The sequence below is a fragment of the Pseudarthrobacter sp. alpha12b genome (genome assembly GCF_054130495.1).
The window spans coordinates 4,657,402-4,679,179 of sequence record NZ_CP196746.1; the positions used below are offsets into that span (position 1 = coordinate 4,657,402).

A 21,778-nucleotide genomic window follows, 5' to 3' on the forward strand; every position below is an offset into this window, starting at 1 on the left:
TTCTGGGTGAAGGTGCAAGGGAATTTCGGGTTAGCCGACGGCGTCGGCTACTCCGCGGATAATGGTGGCGGCCGCTCCCAGGTACGCCAGGATGATTAAGAGAATCTGCGCGGCGCGGGCGGGCACGAACTTCGACGCAATGTCTCCGAGCACCAGCCCGGCCAGGCAGGCGACGGCGACGGCAACCCACATGGCCAGCGGCAGCACCGGGAAGGTCGCGGGGGCGGTGATCGCCTTGGAGACGAGCGAGAACGTACCAATGGTGAAGAAGTACGGCTGCATGGTGGCTGCGAAGGACTTGTGCTGCCATCTGGTGGCGATGGAGTACATGCTGACGGCAGGACCGCCCACACCCGCCGCCGTGTTCATGAACCCGCTGAGGCCGCCGGCGGTGAACAGATAGCGGCGGCGCTCCGGCAGGGTGGCGGATTTTAGGACCAGCAGGACTGTCAGGCCGACGGCGAGGATCACTCCGATGGAAATCTCCAGGACGGGCGGCGGAATGAGGCGGATCAGGAACGCCGCCGGGATGATGCCGAGAAGGGCTGAGGCCGCGAGCAGCAGGTATCTCTTCCAGTCGATGTCCCTGACCACCCGGAAGATGATGGCCCCTGCCGTGACGGCGCCGCACACGTTCACCAGTACCACGCCTTCCACCGGGCCCAGGAGCAGGACCAGGAAAGGGGCGGCAACCAGGGCAAAGCCCATCCCGGTGATCCGCTGCATCCCGGCACCCATGACGACGGCGCCCAGCACCAGCCCGGTGGTCAGCACTTAGGGCCTCCAGGCCACGTACTGGACCTCCTCGAATTCCTCGAGGCCCAGGCTTGCTCCTTCCCGGCCCAGGCCCGATTGCTTCGCGCCGCCCATGGGGGCGAAAGCAACGGAAGGCAGGGGGTCATTCACACCTACGATGCCGGCTTCCAGCCGCTCCGGGATGTCCCAGCCGCGCTTCGGGCTGCTGCTCCACACGTAGGCGGCCAGGCCCATCTCGGTGGCGTTCGCTTTCCGGACCGCCTCGTCCTCCGAGGAGAAGGTGACCACGCCGGCCGCCGGACCGAACACTTCCTCGGTCACCAGGAGTGCGTCGTCCGGGACGTCCGCGAGCAGTGTGGGTGCCATGAACGCGCCCCCGGAAGGGACATCGGTGCGCTTCGTCACCCGGCGGGCGCCGCGTTCCAGGGCGTCGTCCACCAGTGCCTGCACGGCGGATACCCTGTCCGCGTCGATGACGGGACCGAGGTCCGGGACCGGTGCGCCGCCGTCGGGAACTCCGTGGCCGATGCTCATGGCATCAAAACGGGCGGCCAGTTTCTGCGTAAACTCCTCCGCGATGCTGTCCTGGACCAGGAACCTGTTGGCGGCCACGCAGGACTGGCCGGTGTTGCGGAGCCGGCCCAGGATGGCGCCCTCGACGGCGGCGTCCAGGTCCGCGTCCTCGAAGACGATGAAGGGCGCGTTGCCGCCCAGTTCCAGCAGGGGCCGGACGACGCGCTCCGAGGCCGATGCCATGATCTGCCGGCCCACGCCGGTAGAGCCGGTGAAGCTGACGGCCCGGACCGCCGGGTGGGACATCAAAGCCCCGGTGATCTCGCGGGATGGGCCGTGTACAAGGTTGACCACGCCGGCGGGGAACCCGGCGTCGTGCAGGACCTCGAACAGTCCGGTGGCGGCCAGCGGGGCCTTCTCGGACACCCTGCCCACTACGGTGCAGCCGGCGGCCAGGATCGCGGCGAGCTTCCGGGCCTGGATGGAGACCGGGAAGTTCCAGGGCGTGAGGCTGAGGGCCACGCCGATGGGTTTGCGCAGGCTAAGGTGGCGGCGGCCCTGGAGCTCGGGCGGGCTGATGGTGCCGGTGGCGCGGCGGGCTTCCTCGGCGAACCAGCGGAAGTACTCCACCGAGAAGTCCACTTCACCCTGCGCTTCCGGGAGCCGCTTGCCCGCTTCGAGGGCCAAGGTGAGGGCGAGCTCGTCGCGGCGTTCTGCCAGGAGGTCCGCGGCGTTGCGCAGCAGGTCTGCCCGTTGGCGGACCGTGGTTTGCCGCCAGGTACCGAAAGCCTCCGCCGCCGCGTCGGCGGCCTTGGTGGCATCGCCTGCGGCGCCCCAGGCCACCTGGCCCACGGTGCTGCCGGTGCCCGGGTCAGTCACGTCCTTGGCGGTTCCGGCGGTGTGCCAGCTGCCGTTAACAAGGTGCCGGGCTGACTTGAGGTTCATGAATAGTGCCTTTCGTTGGGCTGGGAGGGATTCAGCACGGCCGGGCGGCTGCCCGTCGTCGTACTCATCCCTTGCTTGCGCCTGCGGTGATGCCGGCAACGAAGTAGCGCTGCAGGAAGACGTAGGCCACCACCACCGGCAGGGACGCCAGGATCACGCCGGCGAACAGCAGCGGGTAGTTGGTTTGGAACTCGCCCTGGAAGCTCAGCAGTGCCAGCGGGAGTGTGCGGTTGCCCGGAGTCTGGATGAACAGCAGCGGGTACAGCAGCTCGTTCCAGTGGATGACGAACAGGAAGATGGCTGCTGCGGCGATGGAGGGTGCTGACAGCGGCAGGGCGATCGAGGAGTAGGTCTTCCACGGCCCGCTGCCGTCAATGGAGGAGGCTTCGTAGAGTTCCTTGGGCAGCGTCCGCATGAACCCGCCCAGGATGAACACGGCGATGGGCAGCGTGGACACCACGTTGGCCAGGATCAGGCCGGCCAGGTTGTCCAGCAGGCCCAGCCTGCCGAAGAGGACGTAGAGCGGCACCATGTTGGCCTGTGCCGGGATGGCCATGCCCAGGACCAGGAATCCAAAGATGGCCCAGGACATGAACCCCTTCAGCCGGGATACGGCGTAACCGGCCAGGCTGGCTAGGAACAGGGTGAGCGGCACCGAGATGGCCGTGACGATCGCGCTGTTCATGAAGGACGAGCCCAGGTTCTGGCCGCCCACCACCTCCGCGAAGTTGTCGGGGGCGAGGGTATGCGGCAGGCTGAATGGTCCGGCGAACAGTTCCTGGGTGGACTTGAAACTGCCGAACGCCACCACAGTCAGCGGAACGATGATGATGACCGCATAAATGGCCAGTATGGCGCGGCGGCTTAATGTTGCGAGCATGCTGCTATTCCCCCTTCGGGGTCAGCCGGAGCAACCGGCGCTGCAGCCAGGTGACCAGGGCGATCATCGCCATGAAGATGATCGACTGGGCGGCGGCGTAGCCGAACTCCGAGTTGGCAAAGGTGCTGTAAATGCGGGTGGAGAGGATGTCCAGGGCTGTCTTGGGCGGGTTGCCGGCAATGCCCAGGATCAGGTCGAACGCCTTGAAGGACTGCACTGTGGTGTAGGCCACCACGATGGACGTGGCCGGGGCCACGAACGGCCAGGTGATGGACTTGAACTGCTGCCATTTGTTGGCACCGTCCATTTCAGCCGCTTCGTAGAGTTCCTTGGGGATGGCCTGCAGCCCGGCAATGTAGACCACCATCATCTGGCCCGAATGGAACCAGACCTGGGTGACGGCCACCCAGTACAAAGCCTGGGCGTCGTTGCCGAGGTAGGCGCCGCCATCCACCCCGACGGTTCGGAGGACCGAGTTGGCCAGGCCGAAGTTGGGGTCGTAGATGAACTTCCAGATGAAGGCCACGGACACGGAGGACAGGATGGTGGGGAAGAAGAACAGGGCGCGGAGCAGGATGCTGCCCCGCGAGTTCTTGGTGAGGAGCAGCGCCAGGACCAGCGAGAACGCTGTCTGGGCGATCACCACCAGCAACACGAACTTCAGGTTGTTCGTCAGCGCGTTCGTGAACAGCGAGTCCTTGGTGAACGCCCGGACGAAGTTGTCCACGCCCACGTAATTGAACGCCGCGGAGAAACCGTTCCAGTCCGTGATGGCGTACTGGAAGGCCTGCAGTGTGGGCATCACCAGGAAAAAGGCGATGACGGCGACGGCGGGCAGCGGGAAGAGGTACAGCGCCGGATTCACCCGGGTGGGGGAGCGGCGGCGCACCTTGGCAGGGTTTGCGGGCGTATGGCTGTCCGGCGCTTTCCGCTCGGCAGCCGTTCCGGGATGGATGCTCATAGCCGTTCGTCAACAATCTTCTGGGCGGCAGCGGCTGCCTGCTCCGGGCTGGTGCCGGAGATGACGGCCGTGGCGCTGGCCTCCACCGCGTTGCGGACATCAAGGTTGTTGAACTGGAAGCGGGCGGCCAGTGCCGTCTTCTTCTGCAGCCAGGGGCTCAGCCGCTTGAGGTCCGGGTTGGTGTACTCCACCTTGTCCACCGACACGTGCTGGGCGGTCTGGTTGGCGTAATAGCCGGCGTTCTCGGGTTCGGAGAGGAAGTCGATCCAGGCTGCCGCGGCGGCCTGGTTCTTGCTGGCGGAGTTGACGCCCAGGATGAAGGTTGCGTTGTAGGCGCCTTCATACTTTCCCTTGCCGTCGGAGGTGGTGTTGGGGAACACCAGGTCGATGGGGAACTTGGCGCCCAGGCCGCGGACCGCTGCGATGTGGTACGAACCGGTGGCCAGCATGGCGGCCTTGCCCTGCGAGAACAGGTTCTGGGCCGGTTCAACGGCGGTGCCCGTGGCGTTCGGCTGCACGAAGGGCTTCAGGTCCTTGTACTGGTTGAGCATCTTGATGAACCAGTCGTCGGTGCACTTGAGCTTGCCCTGTTCGATCTGGGCGCACATGTCGTCCACGGGGGCGTTGTTGGCAATCATGCAGTTGAACAGCTGGCCGCCGTTCCCCACATCGCCGCCAGGCCAGGAGATGGGGATGACGCCGGCCGACGCGAGCTTTTCGCACATCGCCAGGAACGCATCCCAGTTCTTGGGGGCGATCTCCGCGCCGGCCTTGTCGAAGAGGTCCACGTTGGCCATGGGCATGGGGAACACCACCTGGTACGGCAGGCCCAGCTGGCTGTCACCGTTCTGGCCGGCGGACAGCAGGCCCTTCTGGTAGTTGCCCACAGCCTTGCTGTCCTTGAGCTCGGTGTAGATCCCGGCTTCGGTGAAGTTCTTGAACTGTGCGCCGCGGAAGGTGGCAAAAGCGTCGCCGATGGCGGCCCCGCGGACCTTCTGCAGTCCCTGGGCATTGTAGTCATTGGACGTGGAGATGTCCTGGGTGACCGCCACGCCGTCGTGCTTTGCAGCGAAGCGCTTGATGAGCTCGTCGAACACCGCCTTGTCCTCGCCGCGCCAGTGCGCAAAGGACACCTTTCCGGTGACGGCGCCGCTGGCGGGCGCCGCCGGTCCGCTGGCGCCTCCGGGGGCCGTGGAACCGCCCGGCCCGGCGCACGCCGCCGCGGCGGCGCCGAAGCCCATGGCTCCGAGAAGGGCGACGGCCTGCCTGCGTGAAATCTGACTCACAATAATCTCCTCGTTGAGTGTTGCTGTGCCTTGGTTTGCGTACTGCTGAAAGAGGTTGGCCCGGTTACTCTGATGCGGGTGCTGCCGGAGCGCTTATGCGTTGGTTCTTTGGGTCGAGACGACGTCGTCCACTACGGCGCAGAGGCGCTGCAGCCGTCGGACGGCGTCGGTTGACAGGGATTCGACGACGTCGGGGGCGCCGATGCAGGAGGCCCAGACGGCGCGTCCGGAGAGGAAGCCGCTGGCACCTTCCAGGCAGGCCCACCGGACGGCGTCGGGGAAGACGTCCTCGGGGACACCGGAGGAAAGGACCACCCACGGGCCGTCAATGGCCTTCGTCAGCTCGGCGCAGGCCGCGCGTACCTGGTCCTCCGGGGCTTGGCCCTTGAAGGGGACCTCCGCTTTGTAGAGATCGGCGCCCAGGCTGCCGAGTTCTTTGGCTGCGGCCAGGATACCCGCGTTCCAGTCGAAGTCACCGCCGGCTAGGGGCTTGCGGGAGACGGGTTCGATGATGCTGATCAGCCCGGCGGACCGGCAGCTTTCAACGAATTCCCGGACCATGGCCACGCGGCCCTCGGCGGGTTCGTCCGGCCGGTACAGCACCAGCAGCTTGAGGGCCTTGACACCCAGGGCCTTGTACTTGTGCGGGTCCACCAGGCGGTCGATGGTCACCTCGCCCACCAGCTCGCCATGGGCGGACTCGAAATGGTCGGCGGATGCGATGAGTCCGCAGGTGGGGTCCACCACACCGGCTTCGATGGCCTGGTCGAGGGCGAACTGGCGGTCGATCAGGATGCCCGATGCGTAGGGGGTCAGGATTCGGGCTGCTTCCAGCTTGAAGTCACGGAGGTCCTGGTCGGTGACGGGCTGGTCGGTGTGTTCGGCGAACATGTTGCGCATGGCTTCGCGCTGGTCTACGGCGAGCATCGCGAAGGCGCCTGACGGGCGTTGGAGGGGGGAGAGATCGGTCGGGCTCATGGGCTGCTTCTTTCAGTGTCAGTTGGAGGCTGGGACAAGATTGATGGTCTGGCGCGGGATGGCGGACCGGCCGTCCAGCGCGCCGCAGGAGGCGGCGGCGGTGCGTCCGGCGAACGCCGCGGCTTCCACCAGGGGAAGCCCGGCGGCGACGGCGGCGAGCAGGGCGCCGTGGTACACGTCGCCTGCCCCAAGGGTGGACACGATGGTGGCGGGTGTGGCCGGAACGTGGACGGGTTCGCCGCCGCGTTCCAACACCCAGGCACCTTCGGAGCCGGCGGTGGCGACGACGGCGGAGGCGCCGTCGTCGACTGCCTTCCGAAGCAGTGCCTCGGGGGAGAGTCCGGCACCGTATGCGGCGGTGAGCCTTTCGATGGTGGGGACGTAGAGTGCGACGCCGCGGGGGCTGAAGGAGGGGATGGGGTTGCCGGCGTCCACGCTGATGTTCAGCTGGCCGGTGCCGGCGCTGGCCACCGCGTTCCAGCCCAGGTGGTCCGCGTGGACCCAGGCCGCGGAGTCGAGCAGCTCCCGGAACCGGCTGTCCTTGGGGAAGGTGACCGGCGGGACCGGGCGGGTGACAATCGCCCGGCTTTCAGTGGTCCTGCTGACCACGATGACGCTGGCACCGGTTTTGACACCCGCGTCCCTGGTCACCGCGGAGGTGTCAACACCTTCTGCCTCGAGTCCGGCAACTATGCGGTCGCCTTCTTCATCGGTGCCGAGGACGCCGGCGAAGGCTGTGGTGGCGCCTGCCCGGGCTGCTGCCACGGCTGCCGTAGCCGCAGGGCCGCCGCCCGCCGTTGCAAAGTCGGTGGCGACCGTGCGGCTGTCCGCGGCCGGGTAATCCTCCACCAGGGCAATGGAGTCAAGAGTGGCACACCCTACGAAAAGCAGGGTTCCAGTTGACGGTTGGGGCACGTTCCACCTCGTTGTAGTTCCGGCTGGTACTGAAGAAATATACACACGCTATGTTGGAATAACAACACTTTCTGTATAGTTGTGTTTGGGATGCAACGCCGCGGTCCCCCCAACTCAACGTAGAGAAACGGAGCAGCTCATGTCATTGCCTACTGCGGAATCGGTACGGACTATCCGATATGGCCTTATCGGAGCCGGGCATATGGCCCGGGAACACGTCCGGAATCTTGCCCTGATCCCGGGAAGCCGCATCACCGCAGTCTCGGATCCCACGCCCTCTTCACTGGAAGAGACGGTCAAGGAGATCGGTTATGAGGTGCAAACCTTTCCCACCCACCAGGAACTGCTGGCCTCAGGGCTGGTGGATGCGCTGGTCATCGCCAGCCCCAACGACACCCACCTGGGCATCCTGAAGGACATTTTCGCCAGTGGGACCAACCTGCCCGTGCTCGTGGAGAAGCCTGTGTGCACCAGCGCAGAGCAGGCGGACGAACTCGAAGTGCTCGCCGCCAACTATCCCGCGCCCGTTTGGGTGGCCATGGAATACCGGTATATGCCGCCGGTCCAGGAAATCATCCAGGCGGCCCACGGCGGCAAGCTGGGCAACATCCACATGCTCTCCATCGTGGAGCACCGGTTTCCGTTCCTGCACAAGGTGGACGCCTGGAACCGCTTCGCCGAACGTACCGGGGGCACGCTGGTGGAGAAGTGCTGCCACTTCTTCGACCTGATGCGGCTGATCCTGCAGGACGAACCCGTCCGCGTCTACGCCAGCGGCGGCCACGACGTGAACCACATGGATGAGGTGTACGGCGGCCGCGTTTCGGACATGGTGGACAACGCCTACGTGATTGTTGACTTCAAAGGCGGACGCCGCGCCATGCTGGAACTGTCCATGTTCGCCGAGGGATCCAAGTTCCAGGAACGAATCTCGATCGTGGGCGACGCCGCCAAGATCGAAACCCTGATTCCGGTGGCAGCCAACCACTGGATCCCCGGCGACGAGGCCGAAGCGACTGTGGAGTTCAGCCCGCGGTCTCCGCTGGGCCCGGAAAAACATGAGGTTCCGGTGGATGAGGCGGTCCTTGCAGCAGGCGCCCACCACGGCTCCACGTACTACGAGCACCTGGGCTACCGGAAGGCCATCCTGGGCGAAGGGCCGGTGGAAGTCACCGTCGCTGACGGACTGCAGTCCGTGCGGATGGGGCTGGCGGCCGAGCGTTCTATTACGGAAGGACGCCCCGTTGAGCTTGGCAATGCCGCCGTCGGGGTACGTTCATAAGAAGATTCGTGTTGGAATTGCAACATCCCGCCAGGCTCCTGCCCGGCGCATTGGGGAGGGAGAAGGGCCCATGGGCACCGTACAAGAAGAGGCGCCGCTGACGCCACGCCAGCGCACCATCCTGGATGAACTGGGCCGGAAGGGATTCATTTCCACCAACGACCTGGCGGAAACGTTCGCCGTGTCCGACATGACGGTGCGGAGGGACACCCGGGTGCTGTCCAAGCGCGGACTGGCCCGGGTGGTCCACGGTGGTGTCAGCGCCGTTGACGGGCATGGCCAGAACGCGGACTTCGCTGCGAGGGTCCGGGAGGATGCGGACGCCAAGCTGCGGGTGGCGCGGGCCTGCATATCGTTGATCGGCGAACGGGATGCCATCATCCTTGATGCCGGGACCACCACCTACCAGATCGCGCAGGAACTGCCCACGTCCTTCACGGGCACCGTCATCACGCACTCGGCGCCCGCCATCCAGCGCTGCCTGCAGCTGACGGCGGCGCGCACCATCTGCCTGGGCGGGGAACTGCTGCTGGACAGCCAGGCCTTCAACGGCCCCATGACCGTCAGTGCGGCCGCCGGGCTGCGTGCCAAGACAGCCTTCATCGGAGTGAGCGGCATCCACGATGAGGCGTTCTACATTGAACGCGACGTGGAGCGCGCCACTAAGATCGCCCTTATGGATTCAGCGGAACAGGTGGTGGTGGTGGCGACCCACCAGAAGATGCTTCGGTACGCACTGGCGCGGCTCGCGGCTTTCGACGCGGTGGACATCCTGGTGACGGATGCCCCACCGCCGCGCGAAATCGAGAATGCGCTGAGCGCCGCGAACGTGAAGTTGATGGTCGCCGCATGACGGCCCCGCTGCGCGTATGCCTGCCCGACCAAAACCTGCTGGATGCACTGGCGCCCATTGACGGCGTCGAGTTCGTCCTGTGGGACCTGGCCGGGCCCGCGCCGGAGGGCCGGCTGGACCTGCTGGTGCCCGGCTACATGGGCAAATCGACGGCGCTCGCAGCGTTGGAGGGCGTCGACGTGGGACTGGTGCAGAGCCAGTCCATCGGGTACGACGGCGTCGCCTCGGTTCTGCCCGCAGGCGTCACCTTCGCGAACGCGGCCGGAGTCCATGAGACGTCGACGGCGGAGCTGGCCGTGGGCATGATGGTCGCCTCCCAGCGCGGCATTCCGGACTTTGTCCGGAACCAGGACACTGGAACGTGGGACAACAGCCAGCGCCCCAGCCTGGCAGACCGGCGTGTGCTGCTGGTGGGCTATGGGGGAGTGGGCAAGGCCATCGAGGCCCGGCTCCTGCCGTTCGAAACCGAGGTCACCCGGATGGCCAGCCGTGCCCGCGAGGATGAGCATGGAACCATCCACGGGATCGACTCGCTTTATGAGCAGCTGCCGTTGCACGAGATCGTGGTGGTCAGTGTTCCCCTGAGTGAGCAGACTGAACAACTGGTGGACGCGAAGTTCCTTGCCGCCATGCCGGACGGCGCCCTGCTGGTGAATGTGGCCCGCGGCCCGGTGGCAGACACCGAGGCCCTGCTCGCCGAAACCTCAAGCGGCCGGCTCCGGGCCGCCCTGGACGTGACCGACCCGGAACCGCTGCCGGCAGGCCACCCGCTGTGGACCACCCCCGGTGTGCTCATCACTCCGCACGTGGGCGGCGCCAGCTCGGCCATGTTCCCCCGGATGGTCCGGCTGCTCAGGAAGCAGATCGGCCTCCTGCTCGAGGGCAAGGACCCCGTGAACGTCGTCCTCCCTTAACGCCAGGGGCTCCGGCCCCTATGCTGGGCCCATGTCCACTTTTGAAGTCCGCCGCACGGCGGTCATCCCTGCCTCTCCGGAGCAGATCTTCCCGCTGGTCAACAACTTCCATGAATGGACCGCCTGGTCCCCCTGGGAAACGATTGACCCGGGCATGAGCCGCCGTTACTTCGGCAAGGAGGCCGGCACCGGCGCGGGGTATGAGTGGAGCGGTAACCGCAAGGCCGGCAGCGGCACCATGGAACTTACAGAATCCATACCCGCCAGCCTGATCCGGATCCGGTTGCAGTTCACCAAGCCGTTCAAGGCACTGAATCCCACCACGTTCAGCTTCACCCCGGTGGATACCGGTACCGAGGTGACCTGGCGGATGACGGGCGAGAACAAGGGCCTGGGCAGGGTGTTCGCGCTGTTCATGGACATGGACAAGATGGTGGGCGCCGATTTCGAGCGAGGCCTCGCCGCACTGGCCTCCACAGTTGCAGCCAGGAAGAGCTGAGGTTCCAGTTGGGCGCCGTGGACCAGGCGCTGGCCGCGCTGGACGAACCGGACCGTAGCTGCCTGCAGCATGTAGTGCGGATTGCGCGCTCCCTGGCTCCCGGGGCCACGGAGGGGATGAGCTACGGCATGCCTGCCCTTAAGCTCGACGGCAAACCCCTGGTGGCGGCCGTCGCAGCGGCCAAGCACCTTTCAATCTTCCCCTTCTCCGGCGCTGTGGTGGAAGCGGTGGCGGACCGGCTGGAAGGGTACTCGCTGTCCAAGGGGACTATCCGCTTCACCGCGGACCACCCCGTGCCGGACGACGTGGTGAAGGACATTGTCCGGCTACGGATGGCGGAAATCCGGAAGTAAAGAAGCGGACGACGGCGGCCCGCGCCGCCGGGAGCGGGCCACCTTCCAGCGGAGTGCTGGCGGCAGGACTTATGGTCCTTCCCCCGGACCGCACGGGTGCCTAGCGTGTACCCATGGCTGACACTCTTGCATCCCTTGCAGACTCCTTAAGAACATGGGCGTCACCCGCGCCTACGGCACCCCCGTTAACCTGGGCGGGGAGGAGATCGTGCCTGTGGCGCTGGTGTCCTTCGGCTTCGGCGGCGGCACCGAATCGGAGGATGGCGCCTCCGGCGGGGGCGGCGGCGGGTTCATTGTGCCACTGGGTATCTACCGGACGGTCAATGGCCGCCCGGCATTCCGCCCCAACACGATCGTCGCGCTGGTATGCCTGGTTCCCCTCGTATCCGTTGCGGGCGCTGCCCTGCGTAAAGCAATCTGGGTGGCACGTAAGTAGCAGGGAGATGCTGCTTCAGAGCCGTTTAAATCCCCTATTCCGTATGGGGATTTTCGGTCCCATAATGGCCTCGTAGACTTCGGGAACCTCCCGCCGCTGTCCTGTGCCGCGGCGGACCAGGGGTTCCAGGCGGCCGCCCCGGCAATCGGCGGGAAGGACGGCCACGACGCCCGGCGGGGGACGGCCGGACCATTTCAGGGGGAGAGCAACGCCATCAGAGCACAAGGAGATTCGTCATGCTCAAAGATAGGGAAGTCATGGCTGTGCTGCCGGCCAAGGATATCGACCGGGCGCGGGATTTTTATCGGGACAAGCTGGGGTTTGAGCCCGAGCGGACAATGGCTGACGGCGGCCTTGTCTATCGGTGCGGAAAGGGAACCTCGTTCCTGATCTACCAGACGGACAACGCCGGTTCGGCCAAGAATACGCAAATTGGCTGGGCCACGGACGACGTTCAGCGGGACGTGGATGAACTGCGCGCCCGGGGCGTGGTTTTCGAGGACTACGACATGCCTGGACTGAAGACCGAGAACGGGATCGCAACGATGGAGGGTTACGGACAGGCAGCGTGGTTCCTGGACAGCGAGGGCAACATCCTGAACATCTCCTCGATTCCGTCTTGACGGCCAAGGCTTGCAGCAGAAGGCTCAGCAATACAAGTACGACGCCGGCACCTGCCGCCCGAAGCACCCGCACCCGGGTGCCTGGCAGCGGCAGGCCGGCGCCGCCGTCGTAAGCGGTCGTGGAAGGAGGAGAGGCAATGGGCGTGGAAGAGGTGGCGCCGGAGCCGAAGGGAGTCTCGGTGGAGCTGCTGGCAACGGTTGACCTTGCCGGCGAGATCGAGGGCATGGATGGCCGGCAACTGCGGATGCGGATGGTGACCATCGAGCCTGGCGGAGTTTTCGGCCCTGTCCACGACCACAAGGGCCGGCCCGGCACGGTGTACGTCCTGCAGGGGACCATCACCGAGCACCGGGACGGGGCGGCCACGGAGTACGGGCCGGGCGTGGGCTGGCAGGAGGACCGGCACACCATGCACTGGCTTGAAAACCGGGGGACGGTTCCGGTGGTCGAGATCTCGGTGGATATCGTCAGCAAACCGGAAACCTGACTGTTCCTCCTAGACGGCGGGCTCGCGCTTGCCGAGGGCCATCCGGAGTGCCCCGCGAAGGGTGAGCCGGTTCCGCCTGGTCACCGCAATCACTGCTGCGATGCCAGCCAGCAGCACCACGATGCCGCCCACCGCGACGGACCAGCGCGCGCCGAACTCGCTGCCGATCCAACCCACCAGCGGCGAACCGATGGCGGTGCCGCCCTGGAGGATGGCCAGGTAGAGGGCCAGTACGCGGCCCCGGAACTGCGGTTCCACGGAGAGCTGGATGCTGGTGTTGCAGCTGTTCAGGAAAGTGATGGATGCCAGGCCTACGGGAATCAGGATGGCCGCGTACGCCCAGAACGTTGGCGCGACGCTGCCCAGGATGGTGAAAATTCCCAGCCCTAGCGCCCCGCCCAGCAGGAACCGCAGCCGCGGGCCGGAGCGGCGCGCCGCCAGGAGCGCGCCGGCCAGGGTGCCCACCGCCATGATCGAGCCGAGCAGGCCGAATTCGCTTGGTCCCATGCTGAATTCGGTGGTGGCCATCAGCGAGTTGATGACGGGGAAGTTCATGCCGAACGCGCCCAGGATGCCCACCAGGACCATGATCAGCATCAAGTCCGGCCGGCGCCGCACATAACGGATGCCCTCGGCCACCTGGTGCTTGTTCCGCTCTCCCTTTGCCACAGGGGCAGGCTGGGTGGTGCGGATCCGGAACAGCGAGACCAGGACGGCAGCGAAGCTCGCGGCATTGAGCAGGAAGACCGGGCCGGTACCTACCCAGGCGATGAGCACGCCGGCGATGGCGGGGCCGGTGAGCCGGGCGGTGTTGAAGGATGCGGAGTTCAGGGCCACCGCGTTGGAGATGTTCTCCTGGCCCACCAGTTCGGAAACGAAGGCTTGGCGTGCGGGCGCATCCACGGCACTGGCCACGCCCAGGCAGAAGGCGGCCACATATGCGTGCCACAGCTGCGCGGTGCCGGTGACCACCAGGAGGCCGATGGCAAGGCCGGTGAAGCCCATGGCCAGCTGCGTCCACATGAGGATGATGCGCTTGCGGTAGCGGTCCGCCAGCACTCCGCCGTAGGGGCCGAACAGCAGCATGGGCAGGAACTGGAGTCCCGTGGTGAGGCCGACGGCGGCGCCTGAGTGGTCGGTGAGGACGGTCAGGACCAGCCAGTCCTGGGCCACGCGCTGCATCCAGGTGCCGATGTTGGAGACGATCGCGCCGCTGGCCCAGATGCGGTAGTTGGGGTTCTCGAGGGCCCGGAACATCGCACTCATTTGCCGCTCATTTCCTGCATGATGCTGGCCGCGCGGCTGAGGGTGAGCCGGTCTTCCTCGCTGAGTCCGGCTACGCGCTGGGCCAGCCAGGCGGTGCGCTGGCTCCGTGCTTCTTCCAAGACCGTCCTGCCGGCGTCGGTGATGTCCACGCGGACCTGGCGGCCGTCGTCGGGATTGGCGGACCGGGTGACGAACCCCTGGTCGGCGAGCGCGTTGACGATCCTGGTCATGGACGGGGCCTGGACGTGCTCACTTTTGGCAAGCGCGCGCAGCGTGCTGGGGCCGCTGCCATTCAGCAGGGCCAGCACCGTGTACTGGCCGGGTGTGATGGTCTCCCCGGTAGCCTCAACGCGGAGCCGGCGCGACGTGCGCATCACGGCGGTGCGGAGATCGATGGCCAGGGTGTCCGGGGCGGTGGGGTCTGTGCCTGCCTGGGTCTTCGTTTGGGTGAGGGACATATGGATGGGTGCGCCTCCTGCTGGTTTATTAGCATTGCTAATTAGTCCTGCTAACTATTATGCTCCGGTTGGTTGCCGGAGGCAATGGATGGGGATGTGGTTCTGGTGACACGCTCCGGCAGAATGGGGACCGTGACTGGGCGCAGAATTGACGGAAACCGTAAAAACCGTAAACCCTGGCTGTCGTGGAAGGGGAAGCTGAACCTGGCAGTGACCGTCCTGGTCCTCTGCCTGGGTCCGATCCTGATCGGCGTGGGCAGCTTCATGATCAACGCTGATGAGGAACTTGCCCGGACCGGCGCGCAGGCCACCGGAACGATCATCCACTTCGATGACGTCACCAAGGCTTCCGAGCGCAGGATCAAAGTTGAATACACTGCGGCGGACGGGGTGCTCCACCGGACTTTCGCGGCCGTGGACCACGACCAGCATCCAGTGGTGGGCAGCAGCGTCACGGTGGTTTACGCCGACAATGATCCAGGGCGGGCCATTGTGCCCGGCTACGAGAGCGACGGCGTGTGGTTCCGTGGTGTGGGCGTTGTGCTGACTGTCATTTTCGGGTTCCTGGGCCTCCTCCTTGCCGTTTTGATCGGCAGTGCAGTCTTGCGGGCCAGGCTCCGGAGGCGCGGCACGCCACAGATGGTGTGAGCACCCTTTGCGGCGCTGGGTCTGGCCGCTCCGGCCGGGCGGGCGTAGGCTCTGTGGACCATGACCGAGCGGCAGCCATTTGAGTTGGTCCGACGCTATCCGCATTTCGAACTGCGCTGGTATCCGGATTGTGCCGTGGCCGAAGTGACGGTGACGGCGGATTTTGACCGTGCGGGCAACGCCGCCTTCAGGCATCTTTTCAACTACATCAGTGGCAGCAACACTGCCCGGCAGAAACTTGCCATGACAGCCCCGGTGATCCAGGAGCCGGGACCGCAGAAGCTGGCCATGACCGCGCCGGTGCTCCAAAGCGGCCCGCTGCCTGGTTCCGGCCAGCCCGCCGAATTTTCGGTGGCCTTTGTCCTGCCCGCCGGTGTGACCGCTGAAACCGCTCCGGTGCCCACCGATCCCAAGGTCAGGCTGCGGGCGGTACCCGGTTCCCTTGCCGCGGTGCTGGGCTTTTCGGGGAGCGGTTCGGCGTCGGCCTTTGAGCGGCGCAACAACGGGCTGCAGGCGGCCCTCACCCTGGCCGGCCTGACACCTGTGGGCGCGCCCAGGTTTGCCCGCTTCGACCCGCCGTTCAAACCGTGGTTCCTGCGCCATAACGAGGTGGTCCAGGATGTGCTGGAACCCCGGCCCGGTGAGGCACCGCCCCGCCCCTGAGGGAACCCGCGCCTGAGCGAACCCGCGCCTGAGGGAAGCTGCCCACGTGGCGACGCCCGCTCATTTTTGGCGGGTCTTCCCCCGGCGCCCGCTCGCCCCTGGCTGACCTTCGTAAGAAGGCGCCTGCTCCGATAGTTTCCTTGCCGCCGCGAAAAACGTCCGCCACGGCACGCCAGTACACGCTTGCCGGTACCTGCTGACATGCTTGATCCTGCGCGCGGTGGCGCCGTTGTCCGTTCCGTTTGCGTCGGAAATAGTCTCCTCTTACTTCCGCTGCCCCTGTTGTTATTGCTGAAACTTTACGATAGTTTCTCAATGTGATGCAGGTCGCACTGCCCGGGAGCCGCGGCCAACATGCCAACCAAAGGACAATGATGACCAGCGAGCGCAGCACCAGTACCGCGGAGCACCGCCTGAAACGCCTGCATGAGCGGCTAGGAGGTATCGCCTACGGCGGTGACTACAACCCGGAGCAATGGCCCCGTGAGGTGTGGGAGGAAGATGTCCGCCTCATGAAGGATGCCGGCGTCAACCTGGTGACCCTGGCAGTGTTTTCCTGGAGCCGGCTTGAAACAGCGGACGGTGTCTACGACTTCGGCTGGCTGGACCACATCATGGACCTGCTGCATGCGAATGGCATCGGCGTGGACCTGGCCACCCCTGATGCCGTCCCACCGGCGTGGCTGGTCGCCCAGCACCCGGACATCCTCCCGGTCCTTGCGGACGGCAGCACCTTCGGATTCGGCTCCCGGCAGCACTTTGACGTCTCCCACCCCGCCTACCGGGAAAAGTCACTTGCCATGGCGGAGAAAATGGGGGAGCGCTACGCAGCCCATCCGGCCCTGTGCATGTGGCACGTGAACAACGAGTACGGACCCGTTTCCTATGGCCCGCACGCAGACCGTGCTTTCCGGGAATGGCTGCAGGCCAAATACGGCACCCTGGAAGACCTGAACCGTGCCTGGAGCACCGACGTGTGGGGCCAGCGCTACTCAGACTGGTCGCAGGTCAACGCCCCCGCCCAACCCCGCACCTGGTCCAACCCGTCACGCCGCCTCGATTACCACCGGTTCACCTCGGACAGCATGCTGGAGCACTACAAGGCGGAGCGGGATATTCTGCGCCGGCACACGCCGGACCTGCCCATCGTCACCAACTTCATGCGCTTCTACAAGAACAATGACTACTGGGCCTGGGCCGCCGAGGAAGACGTCGCGGCCCTGGACATCTACCCGGACCCGCGCGAATCGGATGCCCACGTGGCTGCGGCCCTGAACTTCGACCTGATGCGCTCGCTTCGCAAAGGGCAGCCCTGGCTGGTGATGGAGCAGGCCACCGGCGCCGTCAGCCAGTGGCCCGTCAATGTCTCCAAGCTCCCCGGCAAGATGCGGCTGGGCTCCTACCAGGCCATCGCCCAGGGCGCCGATTCCATTCTCTTCTTCCAGTGGCGCCAGGCGAGGGGCGGCACCGAACGTTTCCATTCCGGCATGGTCAACCATGCCGGCCCCAATACGCGCATCTTCCGGGAAGTCTGCGAACTGGGCCAGGAACTCAAAGGGCTGGGCGGCATCACCGGCACACGCTCCCCGGCCAAAGTTGCCTTGGTCTTCGACTGGGACTGCTGGTGGGCGCTGGAACTGGGTAATTCGCCACGCTCGGACCTGAACTACGCCCAGGAAGTCCTCCGCCTGTACCGGCCCTTCTTCGACGCCAACATTCCGGTGGACTTCGTGAACACCACCAGCGACCTCAGCCAGTACAGCCTGGTGGTCCTGCCTGCCACTTACCTGCTCACCGACCAGGCCGCCCAGCGGATAGAGGAGTACGTGGCCGGCGGCGGCCGCCTGGTCGCCAGCTACCTTTCCGGAATCGTGGACCAGGACAACACCATCCGCCTGGGCGGCTACCCGGGCGCTTTGCGCAAGGTGCTGGGGGCGTGGAGTGAGGAGATGCATCCGCTCGCCGGCGAGGGTGAGGCGGTCAAGCTTTCAACGGCCGACGGCGGCACGGCCTCAGCGGATTACTGGACCGAGCACCTGCACGCCACCACGGCGGACGTTGTTGCGAGCTACGCCTCCGGCCGGCTGGAAGGCTCGCCCGCTGTCACCCGCAACAGCTTCGGCGCCGGCACTGCCGTGTACCTGTCAGCCCGTGTGGACAACAACTTCCTGGCTGAACTCCTCCACGCCGAACGCACCACTGCGGGGATCCGGCCGGAACTGGAGGCCCCGCTGGGAGTGCAGGTCCGTCGTCGTACAGGCAACGGACGCAGCTACCTGCTGGTCCTGAACCACAACGACGCACCCGCCAGGGTGGATGTGGGTGCCGGCGGCACGGACAGCCTCACCGGGGCGGCCGTCACCGGCACGGTGGAACTCGCCGCCAACGGCGTCCTGGTGCTGGAGGAAAGATCCACAGAAACAGCTGCCGCAGAGATGGGCAGGTAGGAGGCAGTCATGGCCATGCGATTGGAAGTACCTCCCGAATCGGTCCCCAAGGACACGGAGGCGGGCACCGAAAAACCCCGGAACAAACCCGGCGGCTGGAAGCTGGCCATCAAACGGGACTGGCGGCTGTACACGCTGGTGCTGCTGCCGTTGGCCTACTTCACCATCTTCCGTTACCTGCCCATGGCAGGGAACGTCATCGCCTTCCGGCAGTTCCAGCCCGGCGGCAGCATTTTCGGTGAGAAGTGGGTGGGCCTGAAGTACATCACCCTGTTCATCAACGATCCCAGTTTTTGGCAGGCGTTCCAGAACACCATCATCCTGGGCGTGCTGACGCTGCTGTTCTGCTTCCCCATGCCCATCATCTTTGCGTTGATGCTGAACGAACTGCGCTCGCAGAAGTTCAAGAAGATTGTCCAGACCGTGGCCTACCTGCCGCACTTCATGTCCGTGGTGATCATCGCCGGCATGATCCTGCAGAACTTCTCCATGACAGGCACCGTGAACCAGATTGCACACACGGTGTTCGGCACCACGGTGAACTTCACGCAGGACGCCGCCTGGTTCCGGCCCATGTACATCAGCTCCGAGGTGTGGCAGACCATGGGGTGGGGTGCCATTCTCTATCTGGCCGCCCTGACCAGGGTTGATGAGTCACTGTATGAGGCGGCCCGGATTGATGGGGCCAACCGCTGGCAGCAGACCTGGCACGTGACCCTGCCGGCCATCCGCCCCACCATCATCACGCTGCTGATCCTGAACATCGGCACCTTCATAGCCGTGGGCTTCGAGAAGATCCTGCTGATCTACAACCCGCTGAACTACGAAACCTCCGATGTCATCTCCACCTACCTGTACCGGGTGGGCCTGGAATCGTCCAACTTCAGCTATGCGGCGGCGATCGGCATGTTCGAATCCGTCATCGGCCTCACGCTGATCCTCTCCGCGAACGCCATCTCCAAGCGGCTCGCAGGAACGAGCCTGTGGTGAAGGGGGCAACCGTGAAAGGGACCGCAGTGAAAGAGTCCGCAGTGAAAGAGCCCGGTGTAAAGGCGACAGCAAAGGACACCGGCGTCCTGGTCAAGGACATGAAGGTCTCGCGCAGCATGCGGGTGTTCCGGGTGGTGAACCTGGCCTTCCTGCTGGTGGTGGTGTTCCTGACCGTGTATCCGTTCCTGAACATCCTGGCCCAGAGCTTCTCCAGCGAAGGCTTCATCAACGCCGGCCAGGTGAACCTGTTCCCGCTGGGCTTCAACACCCAGACCTACCAGTTGATCCTGTCCGACTCGGTGTTCTGGCGGAACTACGGCAACACCATCCTGTACACCGTGGTGGCCACCGCCATCTCCATGGTGCTGACCACCAGCTTCGCCTACGCCATCGCCAAGAAGGACCTTAAAGGCCGCAGCGTATTCATCGGCATCGCGGTGTTCACCATGTTCTTCAACGGCGGCCTGATCCCCAACTACGTGCTCATCACGTCCCTGGGCATGCGGGACACCCTGTGGGCCGTGGTGCTGCCCAACGCCATCAGCGTCTTCAACCTGCTGATCATGAAGTCCTTCTTCGAGAACATGCCGCGGGAGCTTGAGGAGGCGGCGGCCATTGACGGCCTCACCCAGTACGGTGTCCTCTTCAAAGTCGTCCTGCCGCTGAGCAAGGCCATCGTGGCCACCATGGTGCTGTTCTATGCCGTGGCCAACTGGAACTCCTGGTTCCAGGCGTTCCTCTACCTGGACAACCCGGACCTCTTCCCGGTGACCATCTACCTCCGCAACATGATTGCCGGGGTCACCACTGCAGGTTCAGCCGGCGGCACGGCGGAGAACGTAGGCCAGATTGCCGCGAACATCCAGTCGGTCACCATCGTCCTGACCGTCATCCCCATCCTTTGTGTCTACCCGTTTGTCCAGAAGTACTTCTTTTCGGGCGTCATGCTCGGCTCCGTCAAGGAATAACCCGTTATGAAAGGAAAACCCATGATCCGCAGACGAGACTTCCTCGGCCTGTCCGCGCTCGCAGCCTTCGGCCTGGTGATGGCGGGGTGTGACTCCGACTCCGGCAGCAAGGCCGATACCTCCAAGGCCCGCAATGGCGCGATGGACAGCTTTGGCGTGGGGGATACATTCAAGGCGACGGCGCCGCTGAGCTTCACCTTCCTGTTCAGCGACCAGCCCACCTACCCATACAAGAAGGACTGGCTGCTGTTCACCAAGATGGCCAGCGACAACAACGTCACGCTGGAGCCCACCATCGTCCCCAGCAGCGACTACGAGCAGAAACGCAGCCTGCTGATCAGCTCCGGCAAGGCTCCGGAGATCATTGCCAAGACCTACCCGGGCCAGGAGAGCGCGTACGTGTCCTCCGGCGCCGTCCTTCCGGTCAGCGACTACGTGGACCTCATGCCGCACTACCAGGACAAGGTCAAGAAGTGGAAGCTTGAGCCCGAGATCGCCGGCCTCACCCAGGCGGACGGCAAGTACTACGTGCTGCCTGGCCTGCACGAGGAGCTGTGGCCGGATTACACGCTGGCATTCCGAACGGACATCCTGGAAAAGGACGGCATCGCCGAGCCCAAGACCTGGGACGAGTTCCGCGAAGTGCTGCGGAAACTCAAGAAGAACCACCCCGACGTGGTGCCGTTCTCCGATCGGTTCAACGGCAACAGCGTGCTGAACATCGCCGGTACCGCCTTTGGCACCGTAGCAGGCTGGGGCCTGGTGGACGGGCTGAGCTTCGACGAGGGCAAGAAGGAGTTCACGTTTGGTGCAGGCGGCAGCCAGTTCAAGGACCTGGTGACCTACTTCAACTCGCTTGTGTCCGAAGGGCTGATGGATCCGGAGAGCTTCACGCAGACGGACGATGCGGCCATCCAGAAGTTCACCTCCGGGAAGTCGTTCGTGATCAGCGCCAACTCGCAGAACATCATCACGTACCGCACCTCCATGGAGCAGTCCCTGGGCAAGGGCAACTTTGCCGTCCGCAAGATCACGGTGCCCGGTGGGCCGGCCGGGGATGTCATCGGCGGCTCGCGGCTGGAAAACGGCATCATGCTGAACTCGTCCGTCAAGGACAAAGACAGCTTTGTGGCACTCATGCAGTACATCGACTGGCTGTTCTACAGCGACGCAGGCCAGGAGTTCGCCAAGTGGGGTGTGCAGGGAACCACGTACACCAAGGAAGGCAGCAAGCGCGTCCTGGCCAAGGACATCAACTTCCAGGGCCTGAATCCGGCGGGCACCAAGGACCTGCGCGTTGATTACGGCTTCTCCGGCGGCAACTTCGCCTACGGCGGCACCACGGACCTGCTGCAGTCCACCTTCAACGACGAAGAGCTGGCGTTCCAGAAGGCCATGAAGAGCAAGAAACCCAGGCCGGTTTCCCCGCCCGTGCCGTTCAGCGACACCGATCGGGAACAGGCAACCCTGACCCTCACGCCATTGAAGGACCACGTCAAGCAGAACACCCTGAAGTTCATCACCGGCCAGCGGCCCCTCTCCGAATTCGATGCCTACGTCAAGGAGCTGGACAGCAAGGGCATGGGCAAGTATGTAGATTTGGCCAACAAGGCGTACAAGGCGTACACGGACAAGAAATAGGGCGGACGACGGCGG

The 21,778-nt window shown here is 65.0% G+C and carries 23 protein-coding genes; 14 read left to right on the forward strand and 9 right to left on the reverse strand.

The window, feature by feature from the left end; all coding sequences use genetic code 11:
• Positions 1-30: 30 nt before the first annotated feature.
• The 7 genes from ACTAQI_RS21605 to ACTAQI_RS21635 form a co-directional block, all read right to left on the reverse strand.
• The gene (locus ACTAQI_RS21605; protein WP_457948642.1) at positions 31-774 is read right to left on the reverse strand and encodes a sulfite exporter TauE/SafE family protein; all 744 of its coding nucleotides are present in this window, start codon (positions 772-774) and stop codon (positions 31-33) included.
• The gene (locus ACTAQI_RS21610) at positions 775-2,214 is read right to left on the reverse strand and encodes an NAD-dependent succinate-semialdehyde dehydrogenase (RefSeq protein ID WP_457948643.1); all 1,440 of its coding nucleotides are present in this window, start codon (positions 2,212-2,214) and stop codon (positions 775-777) included.
• A gap of 64 nt (positions 2,215-2,278) precedes the next feature.
• Entirely contained in the window at positions 2,279-3,094 is an 816-nt protein-coding gene (locus ACTAQI_RS21615; protein ID WP_457948644.1) for a carbohydrate ABC transporter permease, read from the reverse strand.
• Positions 3,095-3,098: 4 nt separating this feature from the next.
• Positions 3,099-4,055, reverse strand: coding sequence for a carbohydrate ABC transporter permease (locus tag ACTAQI_RS21620; RefSeq protein WP_457948645.1), 957 nt, complete (start codon positions 4,053-4,055; stop codon positions 3,099-3,101).
• Entirely contained in the window at positions 4,052-5,341 is a 1,290-nt protein-coding gene (locus ACTAQI_RS21625) for an ABC transporter substrate-binding protein (RefSeq protein WP_457948646.1), read from the reverse strand. Before ACTAQI_RS21625 ends, ACTAQI_RS21620 begins: the two co-directional genes overlap by 4 nt.
• A gap of 93 nt (positions 5,342-5,434) precedes the next feature.
• Positions 5,435-6,319: an aldolase gene (locus tag ACTAQI_RS21630; RefSeq protein ID WP_457948647.1), complete on the reverse strand. Its 885-nt coding sequence runs from the start codon at positions 6,317-6,319 to the stop codon at positions 5,435-5,437.
• Between the two features lie 18 nt (positions 6,320-6,337).
• Positions 6,338-7,234 carry a PfkB family carbohydrate kinase gene (locus tag ACTAQI_RS21635; protein WP_457948648.1) on the reverse strand — a complete coding sequence of 299 codons (897 nt, stop codon included), beginning with the start codon at positions 7,232-7,234 and terminating at the stop codon, positions 6,338-6,340.
• Positions 7,235-7,373: 139 nt separating this feature from the next.
• Here ACTAQI_RS21635 and ACTAQI_RS21640 point away from each other — a divergent pair, with 139 nt between their 5' ends.
• The 8 genes from ACTAQI_RS21640 (at position 7,374) to ACTAQI_RS21675 (ending at position 12,682) form a co-directional block, all read left to right on the forward strand.
• Positions 7,374-8,516 (forward strand): Gfo/Idh/MocA family protein, encoded by a 1,143-nt coding sequence (locus ACTAQI_RS21640; RefSeq protein WP_457948649.1) that lies wholly within the window; start codon positions 7,374-7,376, stop codon positions 8,514-8,516.
• A 70-nt stretch (positions 8,517-8,586) separates the two neighbouring features.
• A complete protein-coding gene (locus tag ACTAQI_RS21645; RefSeq protein ID WP_457948650.1) occupies positions 8,587-9,369 on the forward strand; it encodes a DeoR/GlpR family DNA-binding transcription regulator in 783 nt (260 codons plus the stop codon).
• Complete coding sequence (locus tag ACTAQI_RS21650; RefSeq protein WP_457948651.1) at positions 9,366-10,283, forward strand: 2-hydroxyacid dehydrogenase; 918 nt, start codon at positions 9,366-9,368, stop codon at positions 10,281-10,283. Before ACTAQI_RS21645 ends, ACTAQI_RS21650 begins: the two co-directional genes overlap by 4 nt.
• Positions 10,284-10,314: 31 nt before the next feature.
• Positions 10,315-10,782 carry an SRPBCC family protein gene (locus ACTAQI_RS21655; protein WP_457948652.1) on the forward strand — a complete coding sequence of 156 codons (468 nt, stop codon included), beginning with the start codon at positions 10,315-10,317 and terminating at the stop codon, positions 10,780-10,782.
• Positions 10,783-10,790: 8 nt separating this feature from the next.
• Positions 10,791-11,135 carry an iron chaperone gene (locus ACTAQI_RS21660; protein ID WP_457948653.1) on the forward strand — a complete coding sequence of 115 codons (345 nt, stop codon included), beginning with the start codon at positions 10,791-10,793 and terminating at the stop codon, positions 11,133-11,135.
• 154 nt (positions 11,136-11,289) lie between these two features.
• Positions 11,290-11,571: a hypothetical protein gene (locus ACTAQI_RS21665; RefSeq protein ID WP_457948654.1), complete on the forward strand. Its 282-nt coding sequence runs from the start codon at positions 11,290-11,292 to the stop codon at positions 11,569-11,571.
• A 236-nt stretch (positions 11,572-11,807) separates the two neighbouring features.
• Positions 11,808-12,194 (forward strand): VOC family protein, encoded by a 387-nt coding sequence (locus ACTAQI_RS21670; protein WP_457948655.1) that lies wholly within the window; start codon positions 11,808-11,810, stop codon positions 12,192-12,194.
• Positions 12,195-12,331: 137 nt separating this feature from the next.
• Positions 12,332-12,682, forward strand: coding sequence for a cupin domain-containing protein (locus tag ACTAQI_RS21675; protein WP_457948656.1), 351 nt, complete (start codon positions 12,332-12,334; stop codon positions 12,680-12,682).
• A 9-nt stretch (positions 12,683-12,691) separates the two neighbouring features.
• Here ACTAQI_RS21675 and ACTAQI_RS21680 read toward each other — a convergent pair whose 3' ends face one another.
• A complete protein-coding gene (locus ACTAQI_RS21680; protein WP_457948657.1) occupies positions 12,692-13,948 on the reverse strand; it encodes an MFS transporter in 1,257 nt (418 codons plus the stop codon).
• Positions 13,945-14,406 (reverse strand): MarR family winged helix-turn-helix transcriptional regulator, encoded by a 462-nt coding sequence (locus tag ACTAQI_RS21685; protein WP_457948658.1) that lies wholly within the window; start codon positions 14,404-14,406, stop codon positions 13,945-13,947. The genes ACTAQI_RS21680 and ACTAQI_RS21685 overlap by 4 nt, the downstream gene beginning before the upstream one ends.
• Positions 14,407-14,529: 123 nt before the next feature.
• Between ACTAQI_RS21685 and ACTAQI_RS21690 the strand changes: the two genes are divergently transcribed.
• The 6 genes from ACTAQI_RS21690 to ACTAQI_RS21715 all read left to right on the forward strand — a co-directional run bounded on the left by ACTAQI_RS21690 (position 14,530) and on the right by ACTAQI_RS21715 (position 21,763).
• On the forward strand, positions 14,530-15,054 hold the full coding sequence (locus ACTAQI_RS21690; protein ID WP_457948659.1) for a DUF3592 domain-containing protein: 525 nt from the start codon (positions 14,530-14,532) through the stop codon (positions 15,052-15,054).
• A gap of 60 nt (positions 15,055-15,114) precedes the next feature.
• A complete protein-coding gene (locus ACTAQI_RS21695; RefSeq protein WP_457948660.1) occupies positions 15,115-15,717 on the forward strand; it encodes an SOUL family heme-binding protein in 603 nt (200 codons plus the stop codon).
• A gap of 371 nt (positions 15,718-16,088) precedes the next feature.
• Positions 16,089-18,164, forward strand: a complete 2,076-nt coding sequence (locus ACTAQI_RS21700; protein WP_457948661.1) for a beta-galactosidase — start codon at positions 16,089-16,091, stop codon at positions 18,162-18,164.
• A 9-nt stretch (positions 18,165-18,173) separates the two neighbouring features.
• Positions 18,174-19,154: an ABC transporter permease gene (locus ACTAQI_RS21705; protein ID WP_457948662.1), complete on the forward strand. Its 981-nt coding sequence runs from the start codon at positions 18,174-18,176 to the stop codon at positions 19,152-19,154.
• Positions 19,155-19,252: 98 nt separating this feature from the next.
• The gene (locus tag ACTAQI_RS21710) at positions 19,253-20,122 is read left to right on the forward strand and encodes a carbohydrate ABC transporter permease (RefSeq protein WP_457951129.1); all 870 of its coding nucleotides are present in this window, start codon (positions 19,253-19,255) and stop codon (positions 20,120-20,122) included.
• Between the two features lie 6 nt (positions 20,123-20,128).
• A complete protein-coding gene (locus ACTAQI_RS21715; RefSeq protein WP_457948663.1) occupies positions 20,129-21,763 on the forward strand; it encodes an ABC transporter substrate-binding protein in 1,635 nt (544 codons plus the stop codon).
• Positions 21,764-21,778: the final 15 nt, after the last annotated feature.